The organism is Streptomyces sp. NPDC101194, assembly GCF_044767885.1.
GTDB lineage: Bacteria > Actinomycetota > Actinomycetes > Streptomycetales > Streptomycetaceae > Streptomyces.
In genome coordinates, this window is sequence record NZ_JBIWOS010000011.1 from 12,773 (window position 1) to 26,860 (window position 14,088).

Here is a 14,088-nt window from a genome sequence, read left to right on the forward strand (position 1 = left end):
TTTCGCGGCACGGGCGATGTGTTGCCAGTTCCGCTCCGCCGGCGCCGCGAGTCACTCAGCCTCCCCAGTCGGCGCAGTGGCACGACGCAACGGTGGACTGCAGGGCAAGTAGCCCCGGGGGCCGCCTGCGAGCCGCAGCCGCGGGTCCTTGTGCCCGCCCGAACGGACGTCACCTGTTCCCTTCGATCTGACGCTCTCGTGGCGCTGCAAGAGGGCTTCTTTCCTAGGAGGGACACGACTTCGTCCTGCATACGCGGTGAGTCGGTACAGGCCGAAGGTACTTGAGGGCAGAGTGAACCGGCCGTGCGGGCAATCACCCACGACTGCCGCAGCCGTACGTGCTCGGCCAGGGTGCGAGCAGCGGATCAAGGAGTGCCGACGCGTACGGCGGTGGTCACCAGAGTGGTGTAGTGCATCGTGAAGCGGCCACCCAGAGCCTCGATGGCAAGGCCGACCGCGCCCAGTATCTCGGCCAGCTGATCGGGACGAAGTCGGGTGAGGCCGCCGGTGGTGGGGAGCAGGTCCAGCCATTGGTCGCGCGTGTAGGACTGCTCCCAGTCGAATCGCCACTGTTCCAGGTCGTTGAACTGCTCGGTCTCGCGGATCTTGTCGGCGATCTTCGCGTACCCCGCTCGGTACACGTCCGACGGACGTCGCGCCGGCTGATGGCTGAACGGGGAGTCGGGCACCACCCGACGGCAAGCAGCCGCGAACGGCTCGGCCACCTCGGCAGGCGGCTCGAATACGTGCCCGAAGATCGCCAGGCGCCCGTTCGGACGCAGCACCCGGGCCGCCTTCACGCCGCCGGCGACCGGGGCCACCCAGTGCCACGACTGGGCCGCGATCAACGCGTCGAACACTCGGCCGGCCGGCTCCCAGGCTTCGAAGGTTGCCACCTCGACCTGCAGGCCGCGGGCCTGCGCGAAGTCGGCCATCCGCGCATCCGGCTCGACGCCGAGCACGGCGCAACCGGCGGCCTGGAATTGACGGGCCGCGATGCCCGTGCCGCAGCCGACGTCGAGCACGTCAGGCCCCGGGCTCCCGGCGACGACACGCGCCACCAGGTCATCGGGGTAGCCCGGTCGGGCCCGGTCGTAGCGTTGCGCATCCGTGCCGAAGGACTCGGCCATCCTGCGAACCTGATGCGGTTGCGTCGGCTCTGGTTGCTCTCGCGGTAAGGTGGGCATGCGTTCACTTTAGTGGGCAAGCGCCCACATGCCAACGGATGCCAGGATCCTGGCGCACGAGAGGACCTGCAAGTGCCGACCGGGGTACACCTTCGCGACGCGCGGCAGCAGCTGTTCGACGCCGCCGAACGCGTGCTGCTGCGGGATGGCGCGAACGGGCTGACCAGCCGGGCCGTCACCGACGAGGCAGCCTGCGCAAAAGGTGTCCTGCACCGGCACTTCACCGACTTCGATGCTTTCCTCACCGAGCTCGTGCTCGACCGGGCCGCACAGCTCGAGACGCAAGCGCATGCGCTGCGCGAGACCGTCGGCACCGGCACCGTGGCCGATAACCTCACCGAGGCGCTGACCACCCTGTTCGGACCGGTTCCCGTGGCGATCGTCCCGCTCATCACTTTCCGGGACGAGTTGCGCGCGCGGCTGCGGCAAGCCAGGCCCGAAGGCGGCATCGCGATCCTCGCCCAGGTCACGACCGCGGTCTCCGCCTACCTGTCCGACGAGCGCGCAATGGGCCGCATCTCGGCCGACGCCGACATCGACTCACTCACCCTCTCCTTGGTCGGAGGCGGGCACCTCCTTTTCGCGGACCGCGCCCCCGACCCACCGACCACGGCAACCGTCAACAAGCTGGTGACCACGGTGCTCGCCGACGTCGTACAACGGCGGCCACGCCGAACCTGACTCGCAGCCCGCAACGGTCCGCGTCGAAAAGGGGTCTCAGCGTCGCCTGTCGCCGGGCGCGAGCAGTCTCGTGAGCCCGGCGATCGCCTCAGGGGAGAGCTTGCCGCAGCGGCGGACGTTCTCCGCCTTCCTGTGCCGGGACCTGGCCATCAGCAACAACTCGCACACGCCCTGCCCACCCGGATGCGTCAGCCCGGAGCGGCGCCACGTGTACAGGTCCCAGCCGGTGCCGGGCCCGCGCAGGGCAGCGCGCTGGTCCGGCATCGCGCGGGCCTGCCCGCAGGGCGGACGGGCCGGGCCGGTGTCCGGGCACACGTCCCGCGTGGTGTCTCCTGTCACCAGGACAGGAGACACCACCACGTTCATTTTCAGGGCAGGAATTCGTAGAACGGGCCGTCAGGAGCGAAGTTGCGAGAACGGACCGTCACGTCCCTGCCCTTGAGATAAGCCAGCAACCACTCACCGAACGTCATCTCGTAGAGCGTCCAGGCCGGACTGTCGAACTCCTGGACCACGACTCGCCAGGGCGACGAGGGGTTGTCGGGAATGCGAAGGAAAACCGCCTCGCCCGTCGTGGCCGACGCCACCGGCAACAGTTCCCCGGGGTTCGCACCCACCGGGCTCGGCAGGAACTCCGCCATGTCCTCCTCGCGCCAGAGCTCGAGGTCTCCCCTGATCTTTTCTCCCAGACTGTGCAGAAGGTGGCCGGCGGGGTGCTTCAGATACAACTGGGTGTTGATCTCTATCGAACCGTAGGCGTCAAGGATCTCATGGAAATCCGTGGGAAATTCGATACCGAGTTCCTGCTCCAGTTCGATCCATGGAGCCGGATCCGACCAGTTGAAGCGGGGCTCGCCCAACAGGGCTGTGATTTCCGGAAGCATTGTCACCACTACTAGTACTCCAGCCGTAGATCGCGATCCTGGTTTGGTTGGTTCTTCAGATGTTTCATGTGACAGTGTGGGCGGATGACCCTCGACGGAGATCCTCAGCCTGAGGACTGGCCGGTACGTGCGCACGAGTCCTTCGTCAATGCCCTGTGGAGCCTGGTCGTCGATGAGGACGACTACAACGACGGCAAGCCGGCGTGGATGGAAGCGTGGGGCTGCCAGCAAGGGCACGTCCCAGAGCCGGCCGCTCTGAACCGGATCTTGGCCTGTGGTGTGGATCCGGACGATCTGACCGATGTGGTGCGAGTCATGCAGCACCTCGTCATATACAACGCCTGCCAACTGATCGACGATCCTGGGCTGTTGGGCATTGGGTTGAACAAGGAACGGTCCGAGCGGGCAGAATTTGGCTGGGAGCTTGTGGCCTTCCGCGCCGAACGGCCTACCGAACGTGCACCGCTTAACTACCTGCACTCTCTGTGTAACGAGCACGATCCCAGCGGTCGTAGCGGCGAGCCACGTGGACGACCCATCCCTGTCCAGCTCCCGGGCCAGCCCCTCTACGCGCGACTGGCCGTTTCTCACGCACTTGCGGGCGATCGCGTTCAGGCACTCAAAACCTGGCGGAAGGCAACTGGCACGCCTTTGGGGGAGGCGAAGGCAGCTATCGAACTCCTCCTCGACCAGCTGCGGCAAAAACCGGAAAGCACGCCGTGATGAGCTGCCCCGAGTTTCGTAGCGGCCGGCTTGTGTGCTTTCAGGCGGTATTTTGGGTCACCAGGGAACGGTAGTACGCGGCCTCGAATTCCTCGGGTGGGAGGTAAGGGCAGAGTGCAGCCGCTCGGTGTTGTACCGGCCGACCCACTGGACGACGGCATGTTCGGCCTGGTCAACGTCCCGCCAGGAGCCCTGGTGCTCGATCGGCTCGGCTTTTGACGAGCCGTTGAGGACCTCGGCCATAGCGTTACCGTACGAGTCGGCGACGGAACCGACCGATGCGGCCGCACCCGCCTCCAGGAGTCGCTCCCCGTAGCGAATTGACACATATCGCGAACCGCGGTCGCTGTGATGAATCAGTCCCGAACCCTTCTTGGTCCCCCGCCTCCACAAGGCCATCTCCGGTGCGTCCAGTGGGAGATCGGTCCGCATGTGGGTGGCGAGCTGCCACCCGACGATCATCCGTGAGTACACGTCCAGGGCGAAGGCGGCGTAGACCCAGCCCGACCATGTGCGGATACAGCTCAGGTCGACGACCCAGAGCTGGTTGGGTCGGCTCGCGGCGAAGCGCCGGTTGACCAGGTCCGGCGGGCGCGGGGTGGTCGGCTCGGGGATGGTGGTGCGGCGTCGCTGTCCGCGGATGACGCCTTCCAGGCCAGCCGGCCGCATCGAGGCCGCCCGCCTGGCCCTGCCCCTGGGCCGACGTGATCGCAGGGCGTCCGCACACCTGGTCTTCCGGTACGGACACCGCACACGTACGGCGCCCGTATCAGGTCCGCCCCATGTCGGATCATTTTTCTCAGGGGATGTCAGTGGCCTGAGAATGGAATACACACCCCTTCAGGCCCCATTCCATCAAATCCCGCATACCCCAACCCTCGCTGCCGAACCGGGCTCCGGTGAAGGTGGCGTCACCGTGGAAGGATGCGCGCCCCGAGTGGGTTCCTCGGATACAGAAATCAACACCTGTACTGAACAACACTTCTTCGAATGTGGTTGCTCCATAGAACTGGGCTCCGGAGAAGTCCCCGTACCGCAGGTGACATTCACTGAGGTCGAAGTCGATCAGTGTTGCACCGGAGAGCCTCAGAGAGAGGTCTCCCCAGTGCGTGTCCGCCGTGTGGCGCGTGCGGTCTGCGAGGATCCGTTGCGCGGCATGTCGTGTGCGCAACTCCTGAGCCTGGTCGGCGGTGAGGGCTGTCGGCTGGACTGTGACGTCGAACGTCAGGGGCATCCGCAGATACTCACATATCGTGTCGGCCACTCGCTGCCTGAGCCCGGGTTCGGCGTCGCCGACGCCTTCGAGGTCGCGCAAGCCCGAGAGCCGTACCGCAGGATCCGAATCAGCGATCTGACGACAGAAAGCGTGGGTGGCACGATCGGGTATCAGGCGACCCGCGTATTCATCCCCGTTCTCACCTTCGCCTCCGCGCTCGAAACTCACCGTCCAGCCGAAAGGCCAGCGCTGCTCGTCGTCCGCACCAGCGCCGGCCACCCGGGCGGCGGTGAGGTCGACGGAGGGGTGGTCGAGATGCACTCGGCCGGAGAACGCCGCACGCTGGAACAGCGATCCGCCACCGAATCGCGCCTTCCAGAACCAGGCGTCGTCCTCGAACCGGGCGTCCCGAAAGGACACCTCGCCGTTGAATCGTGCTCCATCACCACCCTCCCCCCAACTCTGGTACTCACCGACAAGAACGTCGCGCGGCCACATCGGGTCGTCCTCGTTCAGCTCTCCCCAGGGAATCGCTCTTCTCTTTTGCACGGCCTCCCACGTCGCATCGTCATTCTCGTCGATCGACTCCTCGCCGTGCCCGAACCATGCCATCCCCTGGAAACGAGCCCCATCGAAATTCGCTCGACCGCGGAATCGGGTGCGACCGAAGACGGCCCAGCAACCGAACCGCACTTGTGAGAAGCTGACATCGGATGCGAAGAGCGCGCACTGGAATTGAGCTTCGCCAGTGAAATGTGCACCGTCGAAGACGCACTGACCGTTGAACAATGTATCCGCGAAAGACGCGCCATCGAAACGGCAGCCGCTGAAATCGACATCCCCGAGCTCGGCACCGGAGAGATCCACCTGCAGACCCTTCGGGACTCTCGCGGCACCAGGGGTTTCTCCCGAGTTGTCCGGAGCTACCCGCAGTTGGGAGGCCAGAATCCGGAGCGCTTCCCGCCGCACCTCACCGTCCTGACTTCCCTCCATCTCGGGCGCGCGCAGATAGCCGCAGATCGCGTCCACCACGCTCTGCCGCCACGAGGAGTCCTCCATGACCAGCGCGTCCAGTTCGAGCAACGCGGAGAGGCGGGCGCCGATATCCCGGCCTGCCAAGCGGTCGACGGCTTTGTGGTATGCGTCGGGAAGCTGTGGTCGCGAAGCCATGATGGCCCTCTCTACTGACCCCCGCGTTTCAGTTGCGGTGGTGTCCGGATCGCGAGTGGGAAGCGGAAGCGCCTTCCGGCCCGGGACGACAGGCTTGTCCGGGGCTTCTGTCGCTACGTGGGAAAGGAAATTTCTACGTGCACACTATCGGGTCACGTCCCAGGCCTTTCGTTTCGTCCGACGATTACGGGGTGGTCAGCCACACCGGGTCGGGACGGGTCCGTCCCGCCCATACCGACGTGAACCCGGCCGGCGACCACATCTCGGTCCTGGACGATGCGCTTGTCGGTGGGGCGACGCAGTACAGATGATCGAGGTCCTCATGCGCATCGGCGTTGCCCGCCCCAGGGCGGGCGGCCACGCGAGCCGTCGCCACCCGACCACGACTCATGGCTGTCCCGGAGTCCCTGGTGGGCCGGCGCGAGGCATCGGACGCGGCGCGGCGCTGTGCGCGAAGGCCGAGGGCACCTCGGTGGCGTCCGGGGTGGAAGTCAGGAAGGCTTGCGCGCATGGTTTCGGTATTGCAGAACGTGGCGATCGACTGTGCGGATGCCTATGAGCTGGCCCGGTTCTGGAGCAAGGTGACTGGCTGTCCACTGCATCCGGAGGACAGACCGGGTGACCAGGAGACTCAGGTGCTGCTGACGGACGGACCAGTGCTGTACTTCAACCAGGTGCTCGAGTCCAAGAAGATCAAGAACCGGATCCATCTGTGTTTGCGTCCCGAGACCTCGCGTGAGCAGGAGGTGGAACGGCTGCTGGGCCTCGGCGCCACCCTTGTGACCGATCACCGGAACCCCGATGGCTCTGGCTGGGCAGTCCTTGCCGACCCTGAAGGCAACGAATTCTGTGTCCTTCGCAGCGATTCCGACCGAGCCGCGGTGAGTTCCTGAAGCACACGCACCATCCGGCGCGGGCAAGGGCTGTCGTCGAACTCCTGTCGTCCGCCAGGAGGGCGGGCGCCGCGGCGTCAGGTGCGTGCTCCGGGGGGGCACCCCCTCTGCTCGGAGAGCTTGAGGAAGTGCCGGGTGCAGGCTCTCGTACCGGATGTACATGGGTCTGTGCCCAGTGCGGCGAGTGGGGGTGTTCCCTGCTCGCAGAACTTGGGGTGGGTGTACCTCCCTGCCCGTAGAGCTTGGGAAGTGCAGGGCGTCGCGGCGCAGGCGGGAGTTCGAAGACCGGGCCCGGGGGGCGAGTGCGAAAGTCTGACCGCGCCCGGTCATGAAACCCGGTGAGCCGCCGGTCCCCCTCCATCGAAGCGTGCTGCTGCCGGACGCCTCGAAGATCTCGACGTCATCCCTGCCCCGCCCCCGCCAGCCGCCCCCGTGCGGCTGCCTGGATCCGGGAGGGCCCGAGCCCCCACTGGAGGGTGCGTCCGACGGCCGTCGCCAGGGGCCGGTCCCAGCCGGTGCGGACGGGGGCCGGACGGTGGATGCCGAGTTCGGTGCGGGCCCAGTCGGGGAGCAGCCCGACCGAGGCGTTCGTGAGCAGGCTTACGACCAGCCGCTCCCGTCGTGTGCGTCCGAAGCGACGGAGGAACAGTACCGAGTCCAACGCGGCCGCAGTGGCGTGGAGTCGGGGGCGGAGGCGAGCCAGGTATCGCTCGACTTCGAGGGACGTGAGCGGTACGTTCCGTGCGCCCAACGCCCCTGCCATGGGGGCGACTTGGCGGTAGTAGTCGTCGCACTCGGCGGGGGTCAGCCGGAGCTGCCGGGGCGCGTAGGTCTGATAGCCGGCGAGGAAGCTGCGCACCTCGGCGGTGTGCACCCAGGTGAGCAGGTCGGGGTCGTCCGCGCGGTACGGCCGGCCGTCGGGGGCGGTGCCGTGCACCCGGGTGTGGATCCGCCGGACGAGGTCGATCACCTCGCGGGCGGGGGCCGAGGAACCGAACGTGGTCGTGGTGATGAACCGTACGGTTCCGTTCAGCCGCCCGACCGGATCGGCGCGGAAGTCGGAGTGCTGGTCGACCCCCGCCATGGCCAGCGGATGCAGCGACTGGAGCATGAGCGCGGCGAAGCCGCCGATGAGCATCCCGGTAGCCTGCCCGTGCACCCTCCACACCGGATCCCCCGGCGTGATCCCGAACAGCCCGGGATCACCGGGCGGCCCGGCGTACCGCTCCAGCTTGAGATCCCCGCCGTGCATGGTCGCGGTGAGTTCCGCCGCGATCCGTTCCCGCAGTCCCACCGACACCTCCAGGATCCGTTTCCCTCAGCCGAGGGTACCGACCCGTCCGGCGAGCACGGCCACGAGGATGAGCAGTCCGCACAGGGGATTGGTACCAAACGCCCGCCCGCAGGCTCCGACATCCGCAGGGTCGGCCCGCCACACCTGCCATCCCAACTGCCCCGCGACCACGCACAGTCCGGGCCAGTACAGCGGCCCGAGCCCGGCCACGACCCCGAACCAGGCGAGCAGCACCACACACCCCGCGTACACGCCGCCCACCAGCACCCGGCTACGCAGCCCCAGCAGCACGGCGGCCGACCGCACCCCGGCCCGCACATCGGCCTCCCGGTCCTGGCAGGCGTAGATCACGTCCGTCCCCACGGCCCAGCAGATCAGCGCCCCGTACAGCACCCCGCCCCCGAGCCCGAGCCCTCCGGTGAGCAGGCCGTACACCAGCGGCACCGTCCAGTTGATGGTGATCCCCAGCCACACATGCGGCCAGTGGGTGACCCGCTTCATATACGGATACACCGCCGCAAGCGGCGCCCCGACCGCCGCCCACACCACGGCCTCCACACTCCAGAAGCCCATCACCAGCGGAGCGACGGCCCCCACCACGACACACAACACCAGCGCCCGCCCGACCGCCAGCCTTCCGGAGGCGACGGGCCGCCCTGCCGTACGCGGCACCTGCGCGTCGAACCGCGCGTCCAGCACATCGTTGAGCCCGCAGGCGGCCCCTCTCGACAGCACCCCGTACACCAGGAGCAGCAGCCCGAGCAGGCCCCCGTCCCGGGGCCCGGCGATCGCTCCCAGGGCAATCCATCCGGGCACCACCAGCAGCCAGGCCCCCACCGGCCGGTCCAGCCGCAGCAATTCCAGATACGGCCGCACCCCGGCGGGGGCCCGCCCCACCAACCGGGCGACACAGCCTCGGGCCGGAACGTGAGTCGGGACTTGGGCCGGGGCTCGTGAGGCGACGGTCATACCGACTCATGTCCCCTTCCAGGGGGATTGCATGCCGATCGGCCCGACCTGGCCCCGGCTGGGTGGTGCCTTCGAACGATCTCGAGCGGTGGATCACAGTCGGTGATACGCCGACATGAACTGCCTGACGTCGCAGGGCAGTTAGCCCGGCTGTTGTCCAGGTCGTTCCGGGTCAGGAAGCGGCTGGACACCGCACCTTCCACACGATCCCGTTGAGTGTGGGGCGTCGCGTACCGCGCGCCGGAGCTCATCCACCGGTATCAGTGGGTTGTCCGAGCTGCCCGGGCCATCGCTGTCGCGCTGTTCCGGAATCACGACGGTCGCTGCGATCTGCGGCGTGGCGTCGTGGGTGGTCGTGGCCTCGATGCCCAGGTCCTGCCCGGCGGCCGGTGTGAAGGGTTCGGCGGCTTCCGGCGGCGGTGCCGCGTGGGCGGCAGGTACGCGTCCGTTGCCGGTGAGGGGCGGCGTCGGTGTCATGGGCGGGGCGAGCGGGGTGAGGGCTTCGATTGCTTCCCTCACCCCGTGCATCTCGCTTTGCAGTGCGGTGACGGCCCGGCGCACCTCCGTGTACAGCATGTCTCCGCCGGCCGTCAGCCGGTCCCGGGCCTCGCGCAGGTTCCGTCCGCATGCGGCTGAGTTCGTCGACCACGGCCTGCTCGGTGGACTCCTGTGTGGCCTGCCCTCTTGCTTCCAGCTTCTCCATGCCCTTGCCGATGGCATCGCGCGGATCGGTCCCCGTGTTCATCACGGCGGTGTGCAGCATCGTCAGCGTGCCGGTTCAGTCGGTTTCCTTCGGCCGTGACATCCGCCCCCTATTGATTGCAAACGGTAGTGACGTGTGTTCACTGCGCATGCCGCCCAACTAGGGGCTCCCGGTACGGGAGATACGGATCAACTCACCCGGGATCAGCACCATCCGGCCGACAACGCCGCAAAGCACCCGGTCCGGAACTTCGGCGGCCCGGGCCGTGAGAGGTCCGGGTGGCACCGCGCGCCAGCCATTCCACCAACTGGTAACCGGTTCGGCCGGCACCGGGATGGACGAGGGAGGTTGCGTCTCACCCGTGGTCTGTGGATCCGGCCGTCCGGTATCAGTGGCCCCACGGTGTGGCGCGGGTCACGGGAACCCCTCGGTCGGGCCGGAGAGGTAGAGGGTGTGAGAAGTGATGAGCAGGGAGATCGGGAGTGCATGCGCGCACGGATCAGGGCGGGCGACCGCGAGGCGTTCACCGCGCTCTACGAAGAACACGCGCGGAAGGTCTACAACCACGCCTACCGGCTGTCGGGCGACTGGTCGACGGCCGAGGAGGTGTTGTCCGAGACTTTCCTGGCGGCCTGGCGTACCCGTCACGCCGTCGACCCGGAGGGCGACTCGCTGCGGCCGTGGTTGCTCGGTATCGCCACCAACAAGGCACGCAACGCCAACCGCGGTATCGGGCGGCGCCTGGCCTTCCTGGCCCGCCGCCCCGCCCCGGAACTGGTGGCGGACATCGCGGATGCCACGGTCGGACGCGTCGACGACGCACGGCGGCTCGCCGCGGTCCGGCAGGCGCTGGGCGGACTCCGCCGCCAGGAACGCGAGGTGCTGGCCCTCTGTGTCTGGTCCGGGCTGAACTATGCCGAAGCCGCCGAGGCGCTGGGCATTCCGGTGGGCACCGTGCGGTCGCGGCTGTCCCGTGCCCGTACCCGGCTGCGTCGGCTCACCGACGAGGAACTCGGCTGGACGCCGGGTGGGTCCGCGCGGGAAGCCCACCCCGGAGAACCGGTCCGGTCCGGGAGGGAACCACGCCCCGGCCGCGGAGAGGTAGAAAGCAGGGCCGCGTTCGTGGCCCTGCCCATCCAGGAGGAAGCCTGATGAACGACCGTACCTCCGGCCTCGAGCGGGCCGAACGCGAGGAACTGGCCCGGCTGCTGCCGGCCCCGGCCGAACGGGACCTGCCCCCTGGCCGTCATCTCCACCACAAGGACACCCTGATGCGTCTGATCGAACAGGACGGCGACCGCACCTCCACCCGCCCCCGTCTCCTGCGCCCCGCCGTTCTGCTGCCCGCCGCCGGACTGGCTCTGGGCGGGGTGCTGCTGACCACGCTCGCCGCCACCGGCCAGGACAACGCTCCGGCACCGTCCGCCACAGGCACGGGTTCCCGGGCCACGCCCCCGCGTGGCGCGGCCGTGCTGCTCGACCGGATCGCCTCGGTCGCCGCGAAGAAGGGCGAACAGAAGGTCACAGACGACCAGTTCGTGTACGTCAAGACACTGCAGACCGAGAACGACGGCAAGCTCGGCAGCCCGGTGAAGCTGACCAAGCCCCGCGAGCGTGAGGTCTGGATGTCGCAGAAGGCAGGACCGGTGATCGATGTCGGCCTGATCCACGAGGACGGCTCGTACTACCCGATCGAGGTCGGCGTCCCGGACGGCGAGCCCGCCGTCGGCTACCCGGCAGGCCTCAGCCGGCCGACGTACACATGGCTGGCCTCGCTACCCACCGATCCCGATGCCCTGCTCCAGCGGCTCACCACCGAGATCGCCCGGGACCAGGACCAGCGCAACACCCCGGCCAAGGACCGGGACCAGGCCCAGGACACCTTCGACACCATCGGTGAGCTGCTGCGGGAGACGGTGATGCCGCCGCAGACCGCGGCCGCCTTGTACAAGGCCGCCGCGAAGATCCCCGGCGTGACCGTCGACTCCGACGCGGTGGACGCGGCCGGCCGGCACGGGATCGGTGTGGCCCGCGACAACACCCGCACCGGTGACCGCACCACCTGGATCTTCAACTCGACCACCCTGGAGTACCTCGGCGAACGGAGCTACCTCATCAGGGACACCTCCATGGGCGAGAAGGGCACCCTGATCAACAAGTCGGCGGTCCTGGAGCGCGCGGTCGTCAACACCCTCCGTGAGAGGCCGTCGACGGAGAAGTCGCCGACGACGACCTGACCCCGACAGCGACCGGGGCCGGGGAGTGACCCAGCACCCTCGGCACCGGTCGCTCTCTGCCCCCCGCCAGGCACGCCGAGCACACGGCGCCTGGACGCCCGCGCGTGCAGCCGCCCGTCCGGCGGACCCGCGGCAGTCGGTGGTGAGGAAGCTTCTGCTTCCCCGTGCTCTGCGTGGTGGACCTCCTCCTTCATCCGCCGGCCCAGACGGTTGTCTTTCCGTCGGCCTGGACATGGACGGTGGGCGACATTTCGCGGTAGTCCCACGCTGCCTGCAGGGACGGGCCGACCCAGGCCACTGCCTGAAACGCCGAGGCGGGCTGCTTGTCCACGACGCAGCTGTCCGGAGGGCTCATCACGCTCGTGCCGGGCTTCACTGTGAGCTGCACGCCGGTTCCCCACCGCGCGGGGCAGGGGTGGGGAACGGTTGCGCGGACATAGGCGAGTTTCGTTCTGACCCTTACCGGATCGGATCCGCTGTTGGTCAAGCGCACCACGAATGTCAGTTCTGCCGCATCGACAGAGGTGCACGGCGACCACGACAGACCATTGAGAAACCGGGGCCGGGCGCAGCGGTAGTCGCCGTCGAGGTCTGCGTCCGTTGTCGGCGCCGATGGAAGCAGGCTTGGTTCGCCAGTGGGCGATGCGGATGCACCGGGTGCGGCGGCCGCACCGGGGCTCTTGGTGTCAGCCGTCGCGGACTTGGGCGCAGCCATGAATCGGCCGACGAGAACCGCAGCCGCCACCACGGCGATCCCCACGAGGGCCCACCCCACCTTCTTGCCGCTCGTACGCAGCCGTGCTCGAGCATCGGGGGCAACCGGCGGTGCCTCGGTCAGGGTGGTCGGCGTTTCCTCGCCTGGTTCCTCGCTCTCCTGGCGGGACTCCTCGCTCTCCTGGCTTGGCAATGAGGGAGGACCGTCCGGGGAGAGCTCTGCTTTCGCGTTCCGCCACCGTGACGCCCACGTACTGACATCCGCTTCGATCTGCTCCCCGCTCGCCTTTGCGTAGGAGAGGCAGGCTCTGACGAACGCAGACGTCACGTCCCATGACGGCAGCTCGTGACCGCGGGCGGCGCTGGAGAGCGTCGTGTCGGAGTAGGGCGTCCGGATCTTCCGTGTCCAGGAGGCAAGTTCCCGGTAGGTGGGTGATCCGCAGGTCTTCCTGAGGTCGCGCAGCTGCTGGGCAAAGAGCGCCTGGGGGCCGTGCGCCGGATCGATGGAGCTTTCCTGCCGCCCCTGTCGACCACTCATGTGGGCTCCTTCGTGGAGTCTTTTGATGACCGGTTGATGACCGGGAAGCCAGAGTGTGGCGGGTCATCGAGCCTCTGGCCAATCTGCGGTCAACGGCCCTTCCAGCAGGTCACCAACCGGGTGACCCGGAGGGCCGAGTGCAGATGGGACACCTGATGACGAATCTTCACGAAAATCTCAAGCGGGCCGCCGTGGCGACCGCGGCCTCGGTTGTGCTGCTCACGGGCGGGGTCGTCGCCGGCCCTGCGCCTGCCGAAGCCGCCACGCTCGGCCGGGTCTGCATGGTGAACGCCCCCGACGGGGTGGTGGAGAACATGAACATCGGGCACGCGGCCTTCATCGTCAAGGACCGTGCCAGGAGCAACCACTGGATCTACGGGTCCTTCGGCAGCACGGTCAATGGGCCGAAGGCCGGCTGGATCCGCGGCGGCACGTGGGAGCAGGCCCGCGCCACGTTCACCAAGGTGAACTTCCCCGGCACCAAGAAGCTGTACTACACCCGCTACCGCTGCATCAACACCGCAGATGGCGACCTGAAGACCGCGCAGTCCTGGTACACCGCGGTCCGCAACCGCGGATACGCCGTCCACACGAACAACTGCCTGCACATGTCCATGGCCGTCTTCAAGGGCTACAGCAGGATCCTCCGCAATGACAAGCGCCTGCCGAGCGCGACCAACAAGTTCCCGAACTCCTACTACGAAAACATCCTCAAGGACGGGCACTGGGAGGCGTCGCACAAGCTCGACAGGTAGTAGCCCTGCTGGTGCTGCGGGGACGGGCTGGACCGATCCCCCGCAGCACCACGCATTGCGAAAGGGGGCGGGTACCAAAAGGGCTTGGCAGGATGTCCGAGCTCAAGCCCCCGATGGGAAAGGA

The 14,088-nt window shown here is 67.8% G+C and carries 14 protein-coding genes; 6 read left to right on the plus strand and 8 right to left on the minus strand.

Going from position 1 to position 14,088, the window contains the following annotated elements:
* Positions 1 to 365: 365 nt before the first annotated feature.
* Positions 366 to 1,187, minus strand: a complete 822-nt coding sequence (locus ACIRP2_RS31585) for a class I SAM-dependent methyltransferase (protein WP_404256289.1) — start codon at positions 1,185 to 1,187, stop codon at positions 366 to 368.
* 72 nt (positions 1,188 to 1,259) lie between these two features.
* Here ACIRP2_RS31585 and ACIRP2_RS31590 point away from each other — a divergent pair, with 72 nt between their 5' ends.
* Entirely contained in the window at positions 1,260 to 1,868 is a 609-nt protein-coding gene (locus ACIRP2_RS31590) for a TetR/AcrR family transcriptional regulator (protein WP_404256291.1), read from the plus strand.
* Positions 1,869 to 1,904: 36 nt separating this feature from the next.
* Here the strand turns inward: ACIRP2_RS31590 and ACIRP2_RS31595 are convergent, their stop codons facing one another.
* Together ACIRP2_RS31595 and ACIRP2_RS31600 are read right to left on the minus strand one after the other, a co-directional pair.
* Complete coding sequence (locus ACIRP2_RS31595; RefSeq protein WP_404256293.1) at positions 1,905 to 2,207, minus strand: hypothetical protein; 303 nt, start codon at positions 2,205 to 2,207, stop codon at positions 1,905 to 1,907.
* Positions 2,208 to 2,236: 29 nt separating this feature from the next.
* Positions 2,237 to 2,752 (minus strand): SMI1/KNR4 family protein, encoded by a 516-nt coding sequence (locus ACIRP2_RS31600; RefSeq protein ID WP_404256784.1) that lies wholly within the window; start codon positions 2,750 to 2,752, stop codon positions 2,237 to 2,239.
* An 84-nt stretch (positions 2,753 to 2,836) separates the two neighbouring features.
* Here ACIRP2_RS31600 and ACIRP2_RS31605 point away from each other — a divergent pair, with 84 nt between their 5' ends.
* Positions 2,837 to 3,475 (plus strand): hypothetical protein, encoded by a 639-nt coding sequence (locus ACIRP2_RS31605; protein WP_404256295.1) that lies wholly within the window; start codon positions 2,837 to 2,839, stop codon positions 3,473 to 3,475.
* A gap of 57 nt (positions 3,476 to 3,532) precedes the next feature.
* Here ACIRP2_RS31605 and ACIRP2_RS31610 read toward each other — a convergent pair whose 3' ends face one another.
* Together ACIRP2_RS31610 and ACIRP2_RS31615 are read right to left on the minus strand one after the other, a co-directional pair.
* Positions 3,533 to 4,309, minus strand: a complete 777-nt coding sequence (locus ACIRP2_RS31610; RefSeq protein ID WP_404256297.1) for an IS3 family transposase — start codon at positions 4,307 to 4,309, stop codon at positions 3,533 to 3,535.
* Positions 4,275 to 5,861 carry a pentapeptide repeat-containing protein gene (locus ACIRP2_RS31615; RefSeq protein WP_404256299.1) on the minus strand — a complete coding sequence of 529 codons (1,587 nt, stop codon included), beginning with the start codon at positions 5,859 to 5,861 and terminating at the stop codon, positions 4,275 to 4,277. The genes ACIRP2_RS31610 and ACIRP2_RS31615 overlap by 35 nt, the downstream gene beginning before the upstream one ends.
* Before the next feature lie 509 nt (positions 5,862 to 6,370).
* Here ACIRP2_RS31615 and ACIRP2_RS31620 point away from each other — a divergent pair.
* Positions 6,371 to 6,754 (plus strand): VOC family protein, encoded by a 384-nt coding sequence (locus ACIRP2_RS31620; protein ID WP_404256301.1) that lies wholly within the window; start codon positions 6,371 to 6,373, stop codon positions 6,752 to 6,754.
* A 400-nt stretch (positions 6,755 to 7,154) separates the two neighbouring features.
* Here ACIRP2_RS31620 and ACIRP2_RS31625 read toward each other — a convergent pair whose 3' ends face one another.
* Both ACIRP2_RS31625 and ACIRP2_RS31630 read right to left on the minus strand, forming a co-directional pair.
* The gene (locus ACIRP2_RS31625) at positions 7,155 to 8,054 is read right to left on the minus strand and encodes an oxygenase MpaB family protein (protein ID WP_404256303.1); all 900 of its coding nucleotides are present in this window, start codon (positions 8,052 to 8,054) and stop codon (positions 7,155 to 7,157) included.
* An 18-nt stretch (positions 8,055 to 8,072) separates the two neighbouring features.
* The gene (locus ACIRP2_RS31630; RefSeq protein WP_404256305.1) at positions 8,073 to 9,017 is read right to left on the minus strand and encodes a 4-hydroxybenzoate octaprenyltransferase; all 945 of its coding nucleotides are present in this window, start codon (positions 9,015 to 9,017) and stop codon (positions 8,073 to 8,075) included.
* Between the two features lie 1,189 nt (positions 9,018 to 10,206).
* Between ACIRP2_RS31630 and ACIRP2_RS31635 the strand changes: the two genes are divergently transcribed.
* Positions 10,207 to 10,872, plus strand: a complete 666-nt coding sequence (locus ACIRP2_RS31635; RefSeq protein WP_404256307.1) for an RNA polymerase sigma factor — start codon at positions 10,207 to 10,209, stop codon at positions 10,870 to 10,872.
* Entirely contained in the window at positions 10,872 to 11,957 is a 1,086-nt protein-coding gene (locus ACIRP2_RS31640) for a CU044_5270 family protein (protein WP_404256309.1), read from the plus strand. Before ACIRP2_RS31635 ends, ACIRP2_RS31640 begins: the two co-directional genes overlap by 1 nt.
* A gap of 190 nt (positions 11,958 to 12,147) precedes the next feature.
* Here ACIRP2_RS31640 and ACIRP2_RS31645 read toward each other — a convergent pair whose 3' ends face one another.
* Complete coding sequence (locus ACIRP2_RS31645; protein WP_404256311.1) at positions 12,148 to 13,209, minus strand: hypothetical protein; 1,062 nt, start codon at positions 13,207 to 13,209, stop codon at positions 12,148 to 12,150.
* 155 nt (positions 13,210 to 13,364) lie between these two features.
* Here ACIRP2_RS31645 and ACIRP2_RS31650 point away from each other — a divergent pair, with 155 nt between their 5' ends.
* On the plus strand, positions 13,365 to 13,964 hold the full coding sequence (locus tag ACIRP2_RS31650) for a hypothetical protein (protein ID WP_404256313.1): 600 nt from the start codon (positions 13,365 to 13,367) through the stop codon (positions 13,962 to 13,964).
* Positions 13,965 to 14,088: the final 124 nt, after the last annotated feature.